Genomic DNA, 19,858 nt, shown 5'->3' with positions numbered 1-19,858 from the left:
CGGCCTCAGCGGGCGCCGAGCAGGTGCTCGACGGCGAGCTGGTTCAGCCGGACGAAGCCGAAGCCCTTCGCGGCGGCGGCGTCCACGTCGAACTCCTCGAACGCGGCGCGGTCGGCGAGCAGGTCGGCGTAGCCCTCGCCGGGGGCGAGGGTCGGGGCGGCCAGTTCGGTGACCCGGCTGGCGGCCAACGCCTCGGCCACCTCCGGGTCGGCCCGGAACGCCACGGCCCGCTCCTTGAGCAGCAGGTAGGTACGCATGTTCGCCTCGGCCGAGGCCCACACCCCGGTGAAGTCCTCGGTGCGGGAGGGCTTGTAGTCGAAGTGCCGGGGGCCGTCGTAGGCCGGCCCGCCGTCCGGGCCGCCGTGCTCCAGCAGGTCGACCAGGGCGAACGCGTTGAGCAGGTCGCCGTGGCCGAAGACCAGGTCCTGGTCGTACTTGATGCCGCGCTGGCCGTTGAGGTCGAGGTGGAACAGCTTGCCCTGCCAGAGCGCCTGGGCGATGCCGTGGGCGTAGTTCAGCCCGGCCATCTGCTCGTGGCCGACCTCGGGGTTGAGGCCGACCAGGTCCGGGCGGGCCAGAGTGGAGATGAACGCCAGCGCGTGCCCGATGGTCGGCAGCAGGATGTCGCCGCGCGGCTCGTTCGGCTTCGGCTCGATGGCGAAGCGCAGGTCGTATCCCCGGTCGACGACGTACTGGCAGAGCACGTCGACAGCCTCGCGGTAGCGGTCCAGCGCGGAACGGATGTCCTTGGCCAGGTCGTACTCGGCGCCCTCCCGGCCGCCCCACATGACGAAGGTGCGGGCGCCCAGCTCGGCGGCGAGGTCGACGTTGCGCAGCACCTTGCGTAGCGCGTACCGCCGCACGTCGCGGTCGTTGCTGGTGAAGCCGCCGTCCTTGAACACCGGGTGGGTGAAGAGGTTGGTGGTGACCATCGGGACGACCAGTCCGGTCTCGTCGAGCGCCGTGCGGAACCGGCTGATGCGGCCGTCGCGGGTGGCGGCGTCCGCGCCGAAGGGGATCAGGTCGTCGTCGTGGAAGGTGATCCCGTACGCACCCAGCTCGGCGAGCTTGTGCACCGCCTCGACGGCGTCCAGCTCGGGGCGGGTGGCGTCGCCGAACGGGTCGCGGGCCTGCCAGCCCACCGTCCAGAGGCCGAAGGAGAACTTGTCGGCGGGGGTGGGACGGGGCGCCATGGCAGACCTCCGATAGCTATTTGTTCAGTGGTTGAATTATTTGGCGGGCGTGTGGCAGTGTCAAGGGGTGACCCGTCCCGCCGCTCCCGCCGGGGCGGTCCGCCAGGGCAGCCTGCGCGAGTTGAACCTCGCCGTGGTGCTCGGCCGGATCGCCGCCGCGCCCCGCCCACCGTCGCGGGCCGACGTGGCCGCCGTGACCGGCCTGACCCGGGCCACCGTCTCGGCCGTGGTCGACGACCTCGTCGCCGGCCGGCTGGTGGGCGAGTCGGAGCCGGCCCCCCGCACCGGCGCCGGGCGCCCGGCCCGGGGCCTGGTACTGGCCGGCAACGGCCCGGCCGGGCTGGGCCTGGAGATCAACGTCGACTACCTGGCCGCCTGCGTGGTCGACCTGGCCGGCGAGGTCCGGCACCACACCGTGCGCCGGGCCGACCTGCGCCCCGTCTCCCCCGCCGACGCGCTGGCCCGGCTCGCCGAGCTGGCCGCCGTCGCCCGGGTCGACGCCGAGCGGCAGGGGCTCACCCTGGCCGGGGCCGCCCTCGCGGTGCCCGGGCTGGTCGACGCGGCCGGCCTGGTCCGGCTCGCCCCGAACCTCGGTTGGCGGGACGTGCCCGTCCCCGAGCTGCTCTCCGGCCACCCGCCGCTGGTCGATCCGGTCCCCGGCATTCCGCCACTGGTGGTGGAGAACGAGGCCAACCTGGCCGCGCTGGGCGAGCTGCACGCCGACCCCGACGGTCCGGTCAGCTTCCTGCACGTCTCCGGCGAGGTCGGCATCGGCGCCGGGATCGTCCTCGACGGCGCCCTCTTCCGGGGCGTCCGCGGCTGGAGCGGCGAGATCGGTCACATCCCCGTCCAGCCGGAGGGCCGGCCCTGCCGGTGCGGCGGCCGGGGCTGCCTCGAACGGTACGCCGGTCAGGAGGCCGTCCTCGCCGCCGCCGGGCTGGACCGGACGGACCTGCCGGCCGACACCGCCGCGGCCCGGCTGGCCGACCTCGCGTCCGCCGACCACCCCGCCGCCCGGGCGGCCCTGGCCGAGGCGGGGCAGGCGCTCGGGATCGCGGTGGCCGGCGTGGTGAACCTGCTGGACCTGGACACCGTGGTCCTCGGCGGCGGATACGCCCTGCTCACGCCCTGGCTGCGGCCACCGGTGCTGGCCGAGGTGTCCCGGCGGGTGCTCACCGCCGGCTGGTCGCCGGTGACCGTGCGTCCCTCCGCGCTCGGCCCGGAGGCCGCCGTGGTCGGCGCGGCCGGCTCCGTCGTCCGGCGGATCGTCGCCGACCCCGTCGGGTGGCTGAACCGCACCGGCTGACCCCGCCCGCTGCCGACGGGCGACCGTTGGCCCCTGCCGCGGTCAGGCCGTGCGCGACCAGCCGCCCGGGGCGGCGTCGCCGGGCCACCCGCCCGCGGCCTCGCCGGGCCACCCGCAAGGGGCCGCGTCGGTCGCCCGGCCGCGCGGCACACCGCCGCCGGGCCGGTTCCCGCTCGACCAGCCGGCCCGCGGCTCGCCCTGCGGCCGGTCAGCCGGGCCGGTCTCCGTCGTCAGCTCCCCGGACCGGGTCTCGGCGGGCGACTCCGCAGCCGGCGGCTCCGGCGGGTGCCGGTGCCGGGCCACCTCGTCGAACTCCTGCAGGCCGGCGAGCAGCGCCTGCCGCCCCTCGGGGGTCATCCCGGCCAGGATCGCGGCCAGCCGCTGCCGGCGGTCGGCCCGCAGTTCGGCGAGGAGCCGCTCGGCCTCCGCGGTGAGGTGCAGGGAGATCTCCCGGCGGTCGGACCGGCCGGGCTCGCGCTCCAGCATGCCTGCGGCCACCAGCCGGTCGCAGAGCCGGCTGGCCGAGGAGAGCAACATGTCGAGCAGCGTCGCCAGCCGGCGCAGGTTGATCCCGTCGTGCTGCTCGACCACCATCACCGCGCGCAGTTGCGCCCCCGAGAGTCGGCTGGTGGTCCGCTCACGCGCCGCCTCGAAGACCGTGAGCAGGGTGCCGGCAGCCGCGTCGAGGGCGGCGGCCATACTCGCTTCTGGTCCGCGTGGACCGTGTTCTTCGGACATGGTGGGCACGAGACTACCCGGCGTCCCTGGTCGCCGGCCCCTCCGAACAGAGGACAGACGATGAGCGGTGCGGAAGACCGGGCCCGCCGGACGCTGACCGGGGCACCGGCCGACCTGCTGGTCGACCGACTCGCCGTGGACCTTGAACGGTCGTACGGGATCACGGACGTCGAACTGCTCCAGGTCGACTACCGGCTCTCGGCGCTGCTTCCGCTCACGGAAGGTGAGCCGGTGACCGAGCCGGGCCACCCGGCCTGGCGGTGCTTCGACCACCAGGAGCCGGTCCTGGCCGGCCGGACCGGGTACCTCCCGGTGAGCATGCGGGGGGAACGGCGCGGCGTGCTTCGGGTCACCCCGGTCCCCGAGGACCGGGCCGCCCTCGACGAGCTGCTCGGCATCGCCACCGCCCTCGGCCACGAGCTGGTGGCGGTGAACGACGGCACCGACGTGTACCGGGCCGCCCGCCGCACCCGCCGGCTCACCCTGGCCGCCGAGATGCAGTGGGAGCTGTTGCCCGGACGGAGCCGGATCCGGCCCTCGTTCAGCCTGGCCGGGCAGCTCGAACCGGCGTACGCGGTGCGCGGTGACAGCTTCGACTGGTCCGACGACGGGCACCGGCTGTGGCTGTCGACGATCAACGGGATGGGTGAGGGGGTCACCGCGTCGGTGCTGACCGCGCTGGCCACCCACGCCCTGCGCAACGCCCGGCGGGCCGGGCTCTGCCTGGCCGACCAGGCGGCGCTGGCCGACCAGGCGGTGTACGCCCTGCACCGGGGCGAGCAGCACGTCTCGACGTTGCTGCTGGAGCTGGACCTGGCCAGCGGGTCGATGACGGTGGTCGACGCCGGCTCGCCCCGGCTGGTGCTGCTGCGCGACGGCGAGGTGGTCGAGCAGCCGGTGGAGGCACAGTTCCCGCTGGGCATGTTCGACGGGACCGACTACCGGGAGCAGCAGTTCACGCTGCGCCGCGGGGACCGGCTCTTCGTCCTCAGCGACGGCGTGGTCGAGGCGACCGGTCAGAACGTCCGGTACGGCGAGACGGCGCTGGACCGGTTCCTGCGCCGGACCGGCCCGATGGAGCCGCTGGACGCGGTCCGGTCGCTGCTCGGCGACCTGCGGGCGTTCGTCGCCGGCGACCTCGTCGACGACGCGGTGGTGGTCTGCCTCGACTGGACCGGCCCACAGCCGTGACCGGGGCCACGGCCGGGGCGGGATGGCTGCCGACGCCGGGGCCGGTGGCGCCCCGGCCGCACCACGCCGGAGTGTTCAGTAGGCGCCCCGGCTGCGCATGACCGCGCCGAAGGTCTTCCACAGGATGGTCAGGTCGGCGGCCAGCGACCAGTTCTCCACGTAGTAGAGGTCCAGCCGGATGCCGTCCTCCCAGCTCAGGTCGGACCGGCCGCTGACCTGCCAGAGGCCGGTCATGCCGGGCTTGACCAGCAGCCGCCGGGCCACGTCGCCGTCGTAGCGGGCCACCTCGGAGGGCAGCGGCGGGCGCGGGCCGACCAGGCTCATCTGGCCGAGCAGCACGTTCGCCAACTGGGGCAACTCGTCCAGCGACCACTTGCGCAGCACCCGGCCGACCCGGGTCACCCGGGGGTCGTCGCGCATCTTGAACATCAGGCCGTCGGTCTCGTTGCGGGTGGCCAACTCGGCGAGCAGGGCGTCGGCGTTGACCACCATGGTGCGGAACTTGAACACCCCGAACTCCCGGCCGCCCTGGCCGACCCGGGTCTGCCGGAACAGCACCGGTCCCCGGCTGTCGAGCTTGACGGCCAGCGCGATCACCGCCAGCAGCGGCAGGAGCAGCGCCACCGCCACGGTGGCGGCGGACCGGTCGACGAAGCCCTTGACCAGCTTGCGGGCCCCCCGGAACTCGGGGGCCTCGACGTGGATCAGGGGCAGGCCGGCGACCGGCCGGGTGTGGATGCGGGGGCCCGCCACGTCGGTCAGCGCGGGCGCGACGACCAGGTCCACCCCGGTCCCCTCCAGCTGCCAGCCGAGCCGCCGCAGCCGGGTCGCGGTCAGCTCGCCGGAGGCGGTGACCGCCACGGTGTCGGCGCCGATCGCGGCGACCGCCTGCGGGATGCCCCGGAACGAGCCGACCACCGGGACGTCGCCGAGCCGCTGCGGCACCGGCGCCAGCAGCGCGTCCGGGATGCAGGCGCCGACCACGTGGTAGCCGGCGTACGGCTCCCGGCGGAGCTGGTGCACCAGCTCCAGCACGTGCGCGGTGTCGCCGACCACCAGGACCTTGCGCGACCAGCCCCGGCCCCGGGACCGGGCCCGGTGCAGCCGCTTGCGGGCGGCGAACCGGGCCACCTCCAGGCCCACCATGCCCACCGCGAACGAGATGGCCAGGAAGCCCCGGGAGACGCCGACGTCGGCGATGTAGCCCGCGATCGCGGTGCCCCCGGCGAGCCGCAGGCTGGCGGTGCCCACCCGGCGGTACTCGTCGGCGCCGTAGCCCAGCACCCGGTCGTCGTAGCAGCGCAGCACCTTGAGCGAGACCAGCCAGGTGAGCACGAGCGCGGGCGCGACCACGACGTACGGGATCTTCGAGCCCACCGGCTCCTCGCCGCCGAAGCGGGTGACGTAGCCGATCAGCACGGCGACGGCCAGCACGGCGGTGTCCAGCACCACGAGCATGCGGACGTACGCCCGCTCGTCGACGCGGGCCACCGGCCTGGCCCGGCCGTCACCAGGACGCGACGGCGTACTGGTGGGGGTCAACAGCGTCGCCGATGTCACCGGCCCTCCCCAATTCTGCTGAGGCCGGCCCCGGTCGGCGGTCGGTCCTTCCCACGGGACCGGCACCGCCGGAGCACCTCGACATCTTGCCTGAAAACCATGGCCACCGATCGCCTCGGACGTATTGCCGTCATTTGCTTCGGCGGCCCATTCCCGGGAATACGTTCCGCCGCACCGGGTTTCACCGGCGCGGCGGTCCGACCTGCGCTGATCGGTGACTCAGCGTGGAGCGTTCGGGCGCAGCGCGATCGCCTTGAGGAAGATGTCACCGATCTTGGTCGGGTCCTCGGTGACGAAGCTCCCCCCACCGGTGACCTTGGTGATCGACTCCAGCTCGGCCTTGCTGACGTCGGCGCCGATGCCGATGATGACGACCTGGACCGGCCGCTCGGGGTCGGCGATCCGCTTCAGCTCGGCGAGCAGCTTCTGCTGGGAGATGCCGTCGTCGTCCTCGTTCTTGCCGTCGGTGAACAGCACGACCGAGTTGACCCGGCCCGGCTCCCAGTCGTCCTGGACCGCCTGGTACGCCGCCAGCGTCGTGTCGTACAGGCCGGTGTCGCCGTTCGAGGGCCGGATCGTGGCCAGCCCCTGCCCCAGCCGGGCGCGGTTGCTCGACAGCGGGTTGATCGGCACCAGCTCCCGGTAGTCCCGGGCACCCACCAGCCTGGTGGAGAAGGTCCACAGCCCGATCGACCAGGAGTCGTCGAACAGGTTCAGGCCCCGGCTGGCCGCCGCCACGGTGACCTGCGCCCGGGTGGCGTTGTTGGCGCTGGGCACCGGCTGCTTCATCGAACCGGAGACGTCGATGACACACAGCATCCGGCCGGACTGGGTGGCGATCGACCAGCTGGAGACGGCGCGCTCTACCGCCATCGGGTCGAGGCCGCCGGCCCCGTTGCCGCCCGGCGCGGGTGCGCCGCCCGCGCCGCCGGCCGAACTCGACGCGCCCCGCGGCGCCGTGAAGCCCTCGCCCCAGTTGCCGTCCGGCCCACGCAGCGACCGCTCGGCCAGCCGGTCACGGAAGCCGGGGGTGGTGAGCACCTCGAACAGGAGCCGGGCGGCGGACTGTTTCGCCGGCTCGACGCCGGGCAGCACCGCGTACGGGTAGTTCAGCGGCATCGGCGACGGTTCGAGGTAGAGCGCCGCCAGCGGGATCGGCGGCTTCCGCTCGTTGTACGCCATCACGTCCTCCTCCGACAGCACCGCGGCGCCGAGGCCGCTGGCGATCGCCGTCGGGTCGGAGGAGCGCGGGAACCGGGCGAGCAGGTCCTCGCGCAACGCAGACCGGCCGGTGGCCAGCGCCCGCAGCGCGCCGGTGGTCGTCTCCTGCGCGGCGTCGCCGCCGGCGGCGCTGGCCGCCGTGGTCAGCGACAGCAGCCCGGACAGGCCGGCCGCGTCCTGGGTCGGCTCCACGATCCCGGCGCGCAGCGGCTTGCTGCTGCTCACCTGCCGCAACAGGTCGGACCAGGTCAGCTTCTTCTCCGGCCAGCCGAGCCGGGAGGAGGCCACCGGCTCGGGCACCGCCACCACGATCGGGCTGCGGGCGATGGAACGGCCGTTGCCCGGGGCGAACGCGGTGGCCCCGGCGGCCTTCAGCCGCAGCAGCCAGGTCGAGGAGTCCGGCACCCACACGTCCGGGGTGACGGCGGTGCCGCTGGCCTGGCCCACCCCGGAGAGCTGCACGCCGTGCTTGCTGGCCACGGCCGCGGCGACGTCCACCGACTCGGCCGCGGACACGTCGACCGCGATGCAGGTGCCACCGACCGCCGCGCCGTCGGCCACCCACCCGGCCGCCGCGGCCTGCACCGCGGGCGCCAGCTCGGGGGACGCCGCCACGGTGAGCTGGATCTGCCCCGAGCATGCCGGCTGCACCAGTTGGCGGTACCCGAACCAGGCGCCCGCCACGACGACGACCAGCGCGGTCGCCGAGGCGACAGCACCTGCTCCGGGGAGACTTGAACGCATGCGATGGCGGCCCGACACGGTCACCATCTTGCGTACCCGCTGCGGGCACTGCCACGTCCGTTCGGGCGAAAGTTACGCAGCATACACAGCCAACGGCCGCTTCACGACACTAAGTAACCGAGCCGTTTCCGGCTGTCGCCGGACCGCCCCTGAACAGGGACGGAGCGCGGCGCCTGCCGATCGCCCGGTCAGGGCAGGACGCAGGTCGGGCTGGGCGCCAGGACGGGCTCGCCGACCGGCGTCGGCACCCCCGACTCCGGGTCCACCCGGAGCACCCGGACCATGTCGGCGCGCTCGTCGGCGACGTAGAGGTACCCGCCGGCCAGCGCGAGGTGCCGGGGCCACTCCCCGCCGGTCTCCACCTCGGCGACCAGCTCGGGCAGCTCCCCCGCCAGCGCGAAGACCGACACCGTGCCGACGCCCCGGTTGCCGACGTAGAGGAAGCGGCCGTCCGCGCCCACCGTGATCTCGGAGGGCTGGACGTGGCCGGCGCGGCTGCTGGCGTCCACCCGGCCACGCTGGTGCAACGCCCCGTCCGGGGTCAGCTCGTACGCCGTCACCGTGCCGTCCAGCTCCCCCGCCAGCCAGCAGCGCCGGCCGTCGGGGTGCCGGGCCAGGTGCCGGGGGCCCGTGCCCGCCCCCGTGTGCACCCGAGGGGCCCGGGGCACCAGCCGGCCGGTGGCGGCGTCGAGGTCGTACCGGTAGACGGAGTCGGTGCCGAGGTCGACGGCGAGCAGCGGCCCGGCGTCCGGCGCGGGGGACACCATGTGGCAGTGCGCCTTCTCCTGGCGCTGCGGGTCCGGTCCGTGCCCGGAGTGCACCACCAGGTCGCTGCGCTCGCCCGGGACGCCCTGCGGGTCGAGCGGGAGGACGGCGACGCTGCCGCCGCCGTAGTTGGCGACGACCAGGTGCCCGCCGTCGGGGGTGACCGCCAGGTGACAGGGCTCCGCGCCGCCGGTGCCCCGCACGCCCAGCGGGGTCAGTTCGCCGTCCGGGCCGGTGCGGAACGCGCTGACCTTCCCCTCGGCCAGCTCGTTCACGGCGTAGAGCACCGGCAGGACGGGATGCCGGACGAGGAAGGACGGCGACGGGGTGACCGCGACGGTGCCGAGCGGGGTCAACGCGCCGGTCCCCGGGTCCCGCCGGGCGGCGACGATCCCGTCGCCCCGGCCGCCGCTGGCCGCCGTGTAGCCCCCGAGGTGGACGATCGTCTGCTGCCCGGTCACCCGATCCGCCTTCCGCCGCTGCCTGTGTCGATCCCACCAGAGCTTTCCCCGCGACCCACCGCGTCAGCCCTCATTCCCACCTCAATCCCGCGAATCGCCCCGGACCGCCCCGGACCGCCGCGAACCGCGCCGGGGCCCGGGCGGGTCGGGCCGGGGCCGGCTCAGGCCACCGGCACCGGCTCGCCGCGCTGCCGGGCGACGTGCTCGACCAGGGAGATCAGCACCAGCTTGCCGGACTGTCGGTCCCGGGCGTCGCAGAACACCAACGGCACCTGCGGGTCCAGGTCCAGGGCCTGGCGTACGGAGTCCAGGCCGAACCGCCGGCCGTCGTCGAAGCAGTTGACCCCGACCACGAACGGGATGCCCCGCTGCTCGAAGTAGTCGATCGACGGGAAGCAGTCGGCCAGCCGGCGGGTGTCGGCGAGCACCACCGCGCCGAGGGCCCCGAAGGCCAGTTCGTCCCAGAGGAACCAGAACCGGTCCTGCCCGGGCGTGCCGAAGAGGTAGACCTGGAGGTCCTCGTTGATGGTGATCCGGCCGAAGTCCATCGCCACCGTGGTGGTCGACTTCCCCTCCACGCCGGAGAGGTCGTCGACGCCGATCCCGGCCCCGGTCAGGACCTCCTCGGTCTGCAACGGCCGGACCTCGCTCAACGCGCTCACCAGCGTCGTCTTGCCGGCGCCGAAGCCACCGGCGACCAGGATCTTCAGGGCCAGCGGGATTCGCACCCCGGATCCGTCACGGTCATAGCGCACGGAGTCCACTGACCACCGCCTTGAGGATGTTGTCGTCGGGTAGGAACGCGGTGCCGGCCGGCCCGTGCACGGAGACCAGACCGCGGGCGAGCAGGTCGCCGACCAGCACCCGGACCACGCCGACCGCGAGGTCCAGTTCGGCGGCGAGCTCGGCGACCGGCACCGGGCGGCGGGCCAGCTCGACCAGGCGCCGGTGCTCCGGGTGCAGTCGCGGGTGGGCGGCGGGGTCGACGGCCCGGTCGGCGAGCACGAACGCGACCAGGTCGAGACCGACCGTCGGCCGGACCCGGCCCCCGGTCAGGGTGTACGGGCGGATCACCGGCCCGGCGTCGGCGTCCAGCCACTCGTGCTGCGGCCCGGGGGACTCAGCCCGCATCGGCGGTACCCAACCCGGTCCGGGCCGGCGCGGTCAGGTTCTCGCCGACCCGGGTCACCAGCATCGCCATCTCGTACGCCACCAGGCCGATGTCCGCGTCGGCCTCGGCGACCACCGCCAGGCACGCGCCCTGACCGGCGGCGGTGACGAAGAGGTACGCCGACTCCATCTCCACCACGGTCTGCCGGACTCCCCCGGCGTCGAGGTGCCGGCTGGCGCCCTTGGCGAGGCTGGAGAAGCCGGAGGCCAGGGCGCAGAGGTGCTCGGCGTCGCTGCGGTCGGAGTCGGCCGAGGCGCCGAGCAGCAGCCCGTCCGCCGACAGCACCACCGCCTGGCGGGCGGCCGGTACCCGGTCCACCAGCTCGTCGAGCAACCAGTCGAGATCGACGTTCGACTTCGTCGTGTGCACCACTAGACGTCCCTCTCAGTTGCGGTCGGGGGTTGTGGAAGCGCCGCCGGGGCGTCCGGATCCGGTGGCCTACCGGCGGCGGTGGTGGTGGTGGGGGGCGGTACGGGAGCGCCGCCGGCGGCGGCGTCGCGGCGGCCCCGGGCGGTGCCGGACTGGAGGGCGGACATCAGCCGGCGGGCCTCCTCCGGGGCGCGCGGGGCCGGGGCGTCCTGGGCGGTCGGCCGGGGGCGGGCGGCGGGACCACGCCGGCGCACCCGCCGGGGCAGGCCGTCGCCCTCGCCGGACGGGTCGGCCGGCACGGCGCGGCTGGGGACCAGCGGCACCACGGCGGTCGGGGCGTCCACCCGCTCCCGGGTGATCCGGGGCGAGCGCGTCCGGGGCAGGGTGCTGAGCCGGGTCACCTTGGCCATCCGCTGGTCGTCGGCCGAGCCGTCCCGCATGGTGGCGGACGGCCCGGGCGGCGGCTCGGTGGTCACCAGGTCCGGCGGGATCAGCACCACGGCGGTGACCCCGCCCTGGGCGGCCCGGCGAAGCTGCACCCGGACCCCGTGCCGGGCGGCGAGCCGGGCCACCACGAACAGCCCGAGCCGGGCGCTGTCGGCCGGGTCGAACTCCGGCGGCGTCGACAGCCGCTCGTTGGCCTCCTCCATCGCCGGGGCGGACATGCCCAGCCCCTGGTCGGTGATCTCCAGCGCGTACCCGTTGGGCAGGCTCTGCCCGCGTACCGCGACGCGGGTGCCCGGCGGGGAGAACGCGGTGGCGTTCTCCATGAGTTCGGCGAGCAGGTGGATGATGTCGCCGACCGCCCGGCCCACCGTGGCGGCGGGCTGCATGTCGGCGATGTCGACCCGGTCGTACGACTCGACCTCGGAGATCGCGCCCCGGACCAGGTCGACCATCGCAACCGGGTTGCGCCAGCCCCGGCCGGGGGCGGCGCCGGCCAGGATGACCAGGTCCTCGGCGTGCCGGCGCAGCCGGGTGGCCAGATGGTCCACCCGGAACAGCTCGGCCAGCTCGTCCGGGTCCTCGACGCGGCGCTCCATCCGGTCCAGCAGGGCGAGCTGCCGGTGCACCAGGCCCTGGCTGCGCCGGGCGATGTTGAGGAAGACCTCGTTGAGCCCCCGGCGCAGGCTGACCTCGTCGACGGCGGCGCGCACGGCCGTGCGGCCCACCTCGTTGAAGGCGTGGCCGACCTGGCCGATCTCGTCGCGGCCGTACTCCAGCGACGGCGCCTCCCGGGCCACGTCCACGTCCTCGCCGCGGCGCAGCCGGGTCACCACGTCCGGCAGCCGCTGCTCGGCCATCTCCAGCGCGGCGGTACGCACCCCGGAGAGCCGCTGCGCCAGCGACCGGCCCACCCGCAGGGACACCACCACCGACACCACCACGGCGGCGAGCCCGAGCACACCGGCGGCCCCGAGGCGGACGAGGATGCCGACCGCCACCGGGACCGTCCGCTCGGCCAGCCCGTCGGCCTGGGTCAGCTCGAAGTCGCGCAGGCGCCGCTGGACGGCGTCCTGGCTGGCCTGCCAGGCCCGGACGTCCACGGCGGGCGCCCGAACGGGATCGGCCCGGACCAGGGTGTCCTGGAGGGCCCGCAGCCGGGCGAAGTCGTCGCTCTCGGCCAGCCGCTGGTACGCGGCCCGGTCGTCGGCCGGCAGGTCGGCCACCGCCGACTCGACCAGGAACCGCTGGTTGCCGATGGTCTGCACGAGTTGGGCGTGCTCGCCCTCGGCGAAGCGCCCGGTGACCAGCACCCCGGCGAGCAGCGCGTCGGCCTGCCCGAGCAGCTCCCGGGAGCGGCCGAGCGCGGTCAGCGCCAGGACCTGCCGGTTGAGGTCGTCGGCGGGCAGCGTGGCCATCGCCGAGAACGCCTGGAACGCCGCGCCCACCATGCCGCTGTAGAGCCCGATCGCGCCGGTCCGGTCGACCGCGCGGCGGTCGATGAAGCCCCGGCCGGCGGGCAGCGCGTCCAGCGCGCCGAGCAGCCGGTCGACGCGGGCGTCGAGCAGGTCGTCGGCGGCGTCGCGCAGCCGTTCGCCGGAGACCCGGTCGCGTAGCTCGGCGACCGCGACGTCGGTGCGCCGCCGCTGTTCGGCCAGCGCCGGCAACGCGCCGTCGCCGGCGAGCTGCACCACGCTGAGCCGGCGCTCCCGTTGCAACTCGGCGACGACCGTCTCGCCCGGCCGGCCGAGGTCGTACAGGAGGGTGCGGGCGGAGAGCAGGTCCAGGGCCGGGCCGAAGGTGAGGGTGGTCGCGAAGATCCAGAGCGCCAGCAGCGCGCTCACCGGCGCGATGACCAGCGCAGTCAACTTCGAGCGGATCGGCCAGTCGCGGGTGTTCATCAGACCTCGCCCGGAAGGTGTGGCAGCGGGTGGCGCCGGCGCCGGCGCGGGCTTCGCCCGCCGTGGCACCGGGGCACCGGCACGGGCGCCTTGGGCAGGATACGTAATCGCCGGCCGTTGCGGTACCGGGCCTGACGCCCCGCGCGCTCACCCCGGCACGCTCCGCTGTGGACGACGCACGCGCGAACGCCCCGCCCGGTTTCGGGGGGCGGGGCGCTCGCGCGTGCCGGTCAGGCCGGTTGGATCAGGCTTCGCCGGAGCTGCCGAGACCCTCGGCGACCCGGCGGCCGTACTCCTCGTCGCACTGGTCGAAGTGCCACACCATCTTCTCCTGGATGTGCTTGTCGCACCGGCCCAGCAGATCGATCATGTTCTGCACCAGGTCGTCGCGCTCCCACCCGGGCATGGTGCGGAACCGCTCGCCGGCCTGGGCGTAGTTGTTCTGCCGCTCGATCGGGGCCCGCACGATCTGGCCGGAGACGAACGGGCGGTACTCCCGGTACGACTCGTCGGCCTCCCGGAGCCCGGCGACGGAGGACGGCTCGAAGTTGATGTGCGGACTGCCGCCCCGGTTGTCCACCCCGTACGACATCTGGCCACCGTCCTGGTTGGTGCTGACCTGGACGTCCTCGCGCGGCGCGTTGACCGGGAGCTGGAGATAGTTCGGGCCGACCCGGTAGCGCTGGGTGTCCGAGTAGGAGAACGTCCGGCCGATCAGCATCTTGTCGTCGGAGAAGTCCAGGCCGTCGACCAGCACGCCGGTGCCGAAGGCGATCTGCTCGTTCTCGTTGTGGAAGTTGGTGACGTTGCGGTTGAGCGTCATCACCCCGACCGGGCGCAGCGGGAAGGCGTCCTCCGGCCAGGTCTTGGTGTCGTCGAGCGGGTCGAAGTCCAGCTCCGGGTGCTCGTCGTCGCTCATGATCTGGACGTTGAGCTCCCACTGCGGGTACTCGCCGCGTTCGATCGCCTCGTAGAGGTCCTTCGAGGCGTGGCCCAGCTCGGTGGCCTGGATCGCCGCTGCCTGCTCCTCGGTCAGCGACTCGACGCCCTGCCGCGACTTCCAGTGGTACTTGACCAGCACGCCCTCACCGGCGGCGTTGACCATCCGGTAGGTGTTCACCCCGAAGCCGTCCTGGGTGCGGTAGTTGGCCGGGATGCCCCGGGGGCTGAACAGCCAGGTCAGCATGTGCATCGACTCGGGCGTGTTCGACATGAAGTCGAAGATCCGGTTCGGCTCCTGGCGGAACGTCACCGGGTCCGGCTTCAGCGAGTGGATCACGTCCGGGAACTTGATCGCGTCCCGGATGAAGAAGACCGGCAGGTTGTTGCCGACCAGGTCCCAGTTGCCGTCCTCGGTGCGGAACTTCACCGCGAAGCCGCGCGGGTCGCGCGCCGCCTCCGAGGAGTCCCGACCGCCGATGACGGTGGAGAAGCGGATGGAGACCGGGGTCTTCTTGCCCTTGGTCTGGAACAGCTTGGCCCGCGTGTAGGTCGACGCCGGCTCGTCGCCGATCGTCCCGTACGCCTCGAACTCGCCGTGCGCGACGAAGCCGCGGGCGTGCACCACCCGCTCCGGGATGCGCTCCCGGTCGAAGTGGCTGATCTTCTCCAGGAAGTGGTAGTTCTCCAGCGTCGCCGGACCGCGCGAGCCGACCGTCCGCTGCTGCTGGTTGTTGTGCACGGGGTGACCCTGACGGGTGGTGAGGGTCGGCTTGCTCGCCTGCGGGTCGCTCATCGCTCTCCTCCGGAATCTGTCGATGCCGGCAGCGTGCCGCCGCGAGTCACCGCGAGGCGGGGCTGCGTGACCCGCAGCCCGGCCGCCCCGGAGGCGTTCGACGTCGGACTCGACCGGCATCACCCACCCTGGCCCGTTTTCTGGAACGAGTCAAGTTTCGGGCCGGGGTCGGTTCTGTGCGCCGGGTCATTGCGGGCCGCCGGGAACCGGACGCCGGGGCGGAGCGGGGCCGGAACCGCCCGTGCCGCAGCCCGTACCCGGGACCACCCAGGAAATTCCCTCGGATCGGGATTGGCGATCAGTGGCCTGAGGGAATACCGGGGGTACGAAGGAGGAGCCATGTCGCCCACGCAGGTAGTCGTCACAGTTCTCGTCGTGCTGGTGGTCGTCGCGGCGCTGGTCGTGGTCGGCCGGCAGGCCGCCCGCCGCCGCGCCCTGCGGTCCCGGTTCGGCCCCGAGTACGACCGGATGGTCACGGAGCGGGACAGCCGCTCGGCCGCCGAGCGGGAGCTGCGGGACCGGGAGCGCCGGCACGCCGAGCTGACCCTCACCCCGCTCACCCCCGAGTCCCGGGCCCGCTACGCCGCCGCGTGGGAGGAGCTCCAGATCCGCTTCGTCGACTCCCCCGCCGAGACGGTGAGTGACGCGGACGAGCTGGTCGGCCGGCTCGTCGCCGAGCGTGGATACCCGTCCGGGGAGTTCTCCGACCAGGTGGCCCACCTGTCCGTCGAGCACGCCCGGACGCTGTCGCACTACCGGGACGCGCACGAGATCCGGCTGCGCAACGAGCGCGGCGAGGCGGGCACCGAGGAGCTGCGGCAGGCCGTCGTCCACTACCGGGCGCTCTTCGCCGACCTGCTCGGCGAGGACCCGGTGGGCGGCCGGGCACCGGAGCAGCGCCGGCCGGACGCCACGCCCGAGCACCGGGCGGACGCCGGGCCCGACCATCGGCCGGACGCCGGGCCCGACCATCAGCCGGACGCCGGGCCCGCCGACCGTCCGCACGACGTCACGAGCCGTTGAGGAGAGCCACGATGCGCCAGGAGCAGCAGGCCAGCAGCGACCACCCGGAGGCCGTCCGGTCCGCGCCGGTGCCGGTCCCGCCCCCGGGCGACCGGCCCACCGAGGCCGGCCACCACCGGGACCGCGACGCCGACGGCCGGGTCGACCTGCCCGAGGACGTGCTGGACGACCGGGGCACCTTCGACGACCCGGCGGTGGCCGGGGAACGGGACGGCGGGCACGGGACGGACCGGCGGGGCGAGCGCCGCCGGGAGGCCGACGACCTGGACGACACCCGCCCGTACGACGTGCGGGACGCCGACTCCGACGGGGCGCCCGAGTTCCACGATCCGGCGCCCCTACCGAGCGCGTTCGGGGCGACCACGGTGGGCGACGCGGTGGCGGCCTCGGCCATGGCCAGCGGCCGGCCGGCCGACAAACGGGACCCGCGTGGCGAGGACACCGCCCAACCGGGCGACGGCGCGCCGGGGCGCACCGACGCGTTCGACGCCGAGCGGGCCGACCCGACCGCCGGGGACCGGCTGCACGACCGGGACCGCTGGGCGGCGGCCGAGGCGGACCGCAGCCGCGAGGACGCGGTAGTCGCCGGCGCTGCCGGGTACGGCCGGCCCGAGCCGGGCATGACCGACCCGGACGCCGCCGCCCCGGACACCGCCCTCGGCGCAGCCACGGCCCGGCCGACGGGCGGCGCGGTGCACGGGGACGCCACCGACCTCTTCGAGCCGGACGCCGCCCAGGCCTTCCGGGACCGCTGGCGCGACGTCCAGCTCCGCTTCGTCGACGACCCGAAGGCCGCCGCCGGGCAGGCCCAGTCGCTGGTGGAGGAGGCCATCAAGGCGCTCGCCGCCGCGCTCGCCGAGCAGAAGAACAAGCTTGGCGACTGGCAGCAGACCGGCGACGACACCGAGCAGCTTCGGATCGCGGTACGCCGGTACCGCGACTTCCTGGACCGGGTGCTCGGCCGCTGACCGCCCTTCCGACGCTAGCTATCCGCACGCCCCGGCCACAGACGGCCGGGGCGTGCGGCACATCCCGGGAACCGCGGTCCAGGTTTCGATCACGATGACGGCTGCGGAGACTGCCGGGCCGAGTGGGATGCGCCACTCACCCTGCCGCGTGATGTGAGCCGGTTGACCGTGCGGTCGGTGGCGACGCCGACAGCAGCCGTACCAGAAGGTCTTTTGCGAACGCTCTACGTAACCGCGACGTACCCGGTCGGTGTACCGTCCGAAGTGGTGGCCCACCCGGTACAGCCGGCGGTGCCGCCACCGAGCCCGCCACCTGGGGAGCGACGCCATGAGCGATGCCGAGACGTTTGGCGCACGTCTACGTGCCCACCGCGAGCGAGCCGGCAAGACGAGAGCAGTCCTCGGCGGACTCGTCGGGCGCAGCGGCGAGTGGGTGAAGGCACTGGAAGCGGGCCGTCTGCTCGTCCCTCGGCTGCCGATGCTGCTTCGTCTCGCCGAAGTGCTCGGTATCTCCGACCTGGCCGATCTGACCGGCGAACAGTCTCTTCCGGTCGCTTCGGTCACGAAGGCCGGGCACCCCGACATCAGTCGGATCGCTGCTGTCATGCAGCGCTCCGCCGTCCCGGCCGGCGTTCCGACCCCGGTAGAGACGTTGACCAGCCTGGTTGACCAGGCGTGGCGCATCTGGCATGGATCCTCCACGGAGCGGACCGCCATTGCCGGGGTGCTACCCGGCCTGCTCAACGATGCGCGCCGTAGCGCCTGGCGACTGGAGGGTGTCGAGCGGCGACACGCCCTGGTCGAGTTGGCCCGCGCCTACCACCTTGCCCAGTTGTACCTTGCCCACCAGCCGCACCCCGAGTTGGTGTGGCTGGCAGCCGACCGTGCCATGGCCGCCGCGCAGGAAGCTGACGACCCGGGCGCCATCGCCGCTGCCGCTTGGTACTACGCACACGTATACCGCTCGTCGAACATGATCGAGGAGGCGGAGCAGGTACTGATGGAGGCGCTGGCCGTCCTCGACTCCGACGCTGGCGTTGACCCGCTTGCCCGCTGGGGGCAACTGCACCTGGGAGTGGCACTCGGGCACAGCAAAGCCGGCCGGGCTGGACAGGCGTGGCGGGCTTGGGACCTCGCCGAGGGGGCCACCAGGCGACTCGGCAGTGGCTACGTACATCCCTGGTTGATGTTCGGAGAGACCGTATGCGCGGTTTCCGCAGCAACGATGGAGTCGGACCTGTGCCGGCCGGGCGAGGCCATCCGCCGTGCGGCCACAATCGACTACCCGGCGCTGCCATCCCGGACCCGTCGCGCTGCGGCTCTGATCGATGCGGCCCGGGCACATCTGGCGCGTCGCGAGGAGATCGCCGCCGTGCACCTGCTCGGGCGAGGCCTCCGCGAGAGCGTGGACACCGTCCGGTACAACCCCTTCGCGCGAGCAGCCACGCTGGAACTGGCGGGCCGGCGCGGGACGACCGGTGAGGACGCCCGAGAGTTGGCGCTCGCAATGGGTATCAACTGATAGTAGTCGCAGAGGTACAAACCATCACCGTCATGCCTGATCAACGCTCGTAACGTGCGGTTACGGGCGCGATCGGCAGGTAGCTGTCAGTACCGGTTCTGCCACGAACCGCGCCCCTCATCTGGCGCGGCGGCGGTCGGTCCTTCCAAGAGCACCGCCGCCGCGCCCCTCGCGGGAGGACGCAGGTGGACGGTACCCAAGGCGACCCAGCACAGAGCCGTGGCGAGCAGATCCAGGAGGCGGAGCGAGAAGCGGCGAAGCAACGCCTCCTCGCGCAGGCCGAGGCGGATCGGATACCGGTCGAGGAGACCACCCGGGCGGTGCCGGATCGGCGGTGGCGGCGTGGACAGCGGTGACCGCCTGCCGATCGGTCGGCGGGTGGCGTACTGGCGGGCGCGGCGGAAGCTGTCGCAGCAGGTGTTCGCCGACCGGCTCGGCAAGTCGAAGAGCTGGGTGGACAAGGTCGAACGCGGCGTCCGCGCCCTCGACAAGGTGTCGACCCTCCAGGCCATCGCCGCCGTGCTGCGGATCGACACGGCCGTGCTGCTCGGCCGGGACGCCCGGCCCGCCGACGTGACCCGGTGCGCCGAGGGCGTGGACCGGATCCGGGCGGCCCTTTCGACGTACGACATCGCCCTGTGCCGGTCGGCGGCACGCGGGCCCGGGTTGCCGGCGGATCGGGTGGCGGGGGACGTCGCGCACGCATGGACCACCTTCCAGCACGCCCGGTATCCGCAGGTGATCGCGCTGGTGCCGGGCGTGTTGGCCAATGCGCAGCGCTGCCACGCCGACGACCCGGGGGCGGGCCGCGCGTTGTTGGTCGAGGCGTACCGGGTGACCGCATCGCTGCTGGTGAAGCTCGGTGAGGCCGACCTGGCGTGGTTGGCCGCCGACCGGGCCGTGGCCGTGGCGACCGGCGATCCGGTGCTGGTCGCCGCCGCCGCCGTGCAACTCGGCGAGGTGCTGCGCGCCTCGGGGCGGGCGCGGGCGGCCATGTCGACGGCGCTGGCCGCCGCGTACCGGATCGCCCCGCCCGACCCGGACGACGGCACCCCGGCCGAACTGTCGCTGTGCGGGGCGCTGCTCGTCCAGGCCGCCCTGGCGGCGGCCCGCCACGGCGACGACCACGCCGCCGACGAACTGATCGGCGAGGCCGCCGACATGGCGCTGCGGGTGGGCGAGGGTCACGACCATCACCGAACCGCGTTCGGGCCGACAGCGGTCGACCTGGCCCGGGTCGCCGCAGCCCTCGAACTGGGCGACGCAGGCGAGGCGGTCGCCTGGCACGAGAAGACGACCAGCCGGGACGCCTGGCGGTGGCTGCCCGCCGAACACCGCGCCGCTCACCTGCTCGACGCCGCCCGCGCCTACCTCCAGGCCGACGACCCGGCCAACGCCGGCCGCGTCCTGGTCGACGCCGACCGCATCGCACCAGCGGAGCCGCGCTACCGGCCGGCCGGGCGGGACGTGGTCGCCCGGGTGGCGCGCGACCCGCACGCCCCGGCCACGATCATTCAGCTCGCCATCACCCTCGGGGTGACCTGAG

General features: G+C 74.1%; 17 protein-coding genes. 7 read left to right on the top strand and 10 right to left on the bottom strand.

Going from position 1 to position 19,858, the window contains the following annotated elements:
• Positions 1 to 5: 5 nt before the first annotated feature.
• On the bottom strand, positions 6 to 1,193 hold the full coding sequence (gene xylA, locus OOK41_RS08685) for a xylose isomerase (RefSeq protein ID WP_117670767.1): 1,188 nt from the start codon (positions 1,191 to 1,193) through the stop codon (positions 6 to 8).
• A 67-nt stretch (positions 1,194 to 1,260) separates the two neighbouring features.
• Between xylA and OOK41_RS08680 the strand changes: the two genes are divergently transcribed.
• Positions 1,261 to 2,499 carry an ROK family transcriptional regulator gene (locus tag OOK41_RS08680; RefSeq protein ID WP_266263795.1) on the top strand — a complete coding sequence of 413 codons (1,239 nt, stop codon included), beginning with the start codon at positions 1,261 to 1,263 and terminating at the stop codon, positions 2,497 to 2,499.
• A 42-nt stretch (positions 2,500 to 2,541) separates the two neighbouring features.
• On the opposite strand, the gene OOK41_RS08675 is transcribed toward OOK41_RS08680, so the two are convergent.
• Positions 2,542 to 3,198 (bottom strand): MarR family winged helix-turn-helix transcriptional regulator, encoded by a 657-nt coding sequence (locus OOK41_RS08675; protein ID WP_266263793.1) that lies wholly within the window; start codon positions 3,196 to 3,198, stop codon positions 2,542 to 2,544.
• Between the two features lie 99 nt (positions 3,199 to 3,297).
• Between OOK41_RS08675 and OOK41_RS08670 the strand changes: the two genes are divergently transcribed.
• Entirely contained in the window at positions 3,298 to 4,428 is a 1,131-nt protein-coding gene (locus tag OOK41_RS08670) for a PP2C family protein-serine/threonine phosphatase (RefSeq protein ID WP_266263792.1), read from the top strand.
• A 75-nt stretch (positions 4,429 to 4,503) separates the two neighbouring features.
• Here the strand turns inward: OOK41_RS08670 and OOK41_RS08665 are convergent, their stop codons facing one another.
• The 8 genes from OOK41_RS08665 to OOK41_RS08630 all read right to left on the bottom strand — a co-directional run bounded on the left by OOK41_RS08665 (position 4,504) and on the right by OOK41_RS08630 (position 14,799).
• Complete coding sequence (locus OOK41_RS08665; protein WP_243639993.1) at positions 4,504 to 5,919, bottom strand: sugar transferase; 1,416 nt, start codon at positions 5,917 to 5,919, stop codon at positions 4,504 to 4,506.
• A gap of 288 nt (positions 5,920 to 6,207) precedes the next feature.
• On the bottom strand, positions 6,208 to 7,953 hold the full coding sequence (locus OOK41_RS08660) for a substrate-binding domain-containing protein (RefSeq protein WP_266263790.1): 1,746 nt from the start codon (positions 7,951 to 7,953) through the stop codon (positions 6,208 to 6,210).
• A gap of 188 nt (positions 7,954 to 8,141) precedes the next feature.
• Positions 8,142 to 9,179, bottom strand: coding sequence for a lactonase family protein (locus tag OOK41_RS08655; protein WP_266263788.1), 1,038 nt, complete (start codon positions 9,177 to 9,179; stop codon positions 8,142 to 8,144).
• 161 nt (positions 9,180 to 9,340) lie between these two features.
• On the bottom strand, positions 9,341 to 9,943 hold the full coding sequence (locus tag OOK41_RS08650) for an ATP/GTP-binding protein (RefSeq protein ID WP_117670756.1): 603 nt from the start codon (positions 9,941 to 9,943) through the stop codon (positions 9,341 to 9,343).
• Positions 9,924 to 10,310 carry a DUF742 domain-containing protein gene (locus OOK41_RS08645; protein WP_117670754.1) on the bottom strand — a complete coding sequence of 129 codons (387 nt, stop codon included), beginning with the start codon at positions 10,308 to 10,310 and terminating at the stop codon, positions 9,924 to 9,926. The genes OOK41_RS08650 and OOK41_RS08645 overlap by 20 nt, the downstream gene beginning before the upstream one ends.
• The gene (locus OOK41_RS08640) at positions 10,300 to 10,722 is read right to left on the bottom strand and encodes a roadblock/LC7 domain-containing protein (RefSeq protein WP_266263784.1); all 423 of its coding nucleotides are present in this window, start codon (positions 10,720 to 10,722) and stop codon (positions 10,300 to 10,302) included. The genes OOK41_RS08645 and OOK41_RS08640 overlap by 11 nt, the downstream gene beginning before the upstream one ends.
• Positions 10,722 to 13,064, bottom strand: coding sequence for a nitrate- and nitrite sensing domain-containing protein (locus OOK41_RS08635; protein WP_266263782.1), 2,343 nt, complete (start codon positions 13,062 to 13,064; stop codon positions 10,722 to 10,724). Before OOK41_RS08635 ends, OOK41_RS08640 begins: the two co-directional genes overlap by 1 nt.
• Positions 13,065 to 13,308: 244 nt before the next feature.
• Positions 13,309 to 14,799, bottom strand: a complete 1,491-nt coding sequence (locus OOK41_RS08630; RefSeq protein WP_266263780.1) for a catalase — start codon at positions 14,797 to 14,799, stop codon at positions 13,309 to 13,311.
• 339 nt (positions 14,800 to 15,138) lie between these two features.
• Between OOK41_RS08630 and OOK41_RS08625 the strand changes: the two genes are divergently transcribed.
• The 5 genes from OOK41_RS08625 (at position 15,139) to OOK41_RS08605 (ending at position 19,857) form a co-directional block, all read left to right on the top strand.
• A complete protein-coding gene (locus tag OOK41_RS08625) occupies positions 15,139 to 15,822 on the top strand; it encodes a hypothetical protein (RefSeq protein WP_266263779.1) in 684 nt (227 codons plus the stop codon).
• Between the two features lie 11 nt (positions 15,823 to 15,833).
• Positions 15,834 to 16,790 carry a hypothetical protein gene (locus OOK41_RS08620; protein ID WP_266263778.1) on the top strand — a complete coding sequence of 319 codons (957 nt, stop codon included), beginning with the start codon at positions 15,834 to 15,836 and terminating at the stop codon, positions 16,788 to 16,790.
• A 328-nt stretch (positions 16,791 to 17,118) separates the two neighbouring features.
• A complete protein-coding gene (locus OOK41_RS08615) occupies positions 17,119 to 18,312 on the top strand; it encodes a helix-turn-helix transcriptional regulator (protein ID WP_266263777.1) in 1,194 nt (397 codons plus the stop codon).
• A gap of 185 nt (positions 18,313 to 18,497) precedes the next feature.
• Positions 18,498 to 18,668: a hypothetical protein gene (locus tag OOK41_RS08610; protein ID WP_165878205.1), complete on the top strand. Its 171-nt coding sequence runs from the start codon at positions 18,498 to 18,500 to the stop codon at positions 18,666 to 18,668.
• Entirely contained in the window at positions 18,655 to 19,857 is a 1,203-nt protein-coding gene (locus OOK41_RS08605) for a helix-turn-helix domain-containing protein (RefSeq protein ID WP_266263775.1), read from the top strand. Before OOK41_RS08610 ends, OOK41_RS08605 begins: the two co-directional genes overlap by 14 nt.
• The last annotated feature ends 1 nt before the right edge of the window (position 19,858 follow it).

The organism is Micromonospora sp. NBC_01655 (assembly GCF_026339755.1).
Lineage (GTDB): Bacteria > Actinomycetota > Actinomycetes > Mycobacteriales > Micromonosporaceae > Micromonospora.
The sequence above is the reverse complement of the archived record's forward strand: the minus strand, read 5'-3'. Positions and strand labels throughout refer to the sequence as shown.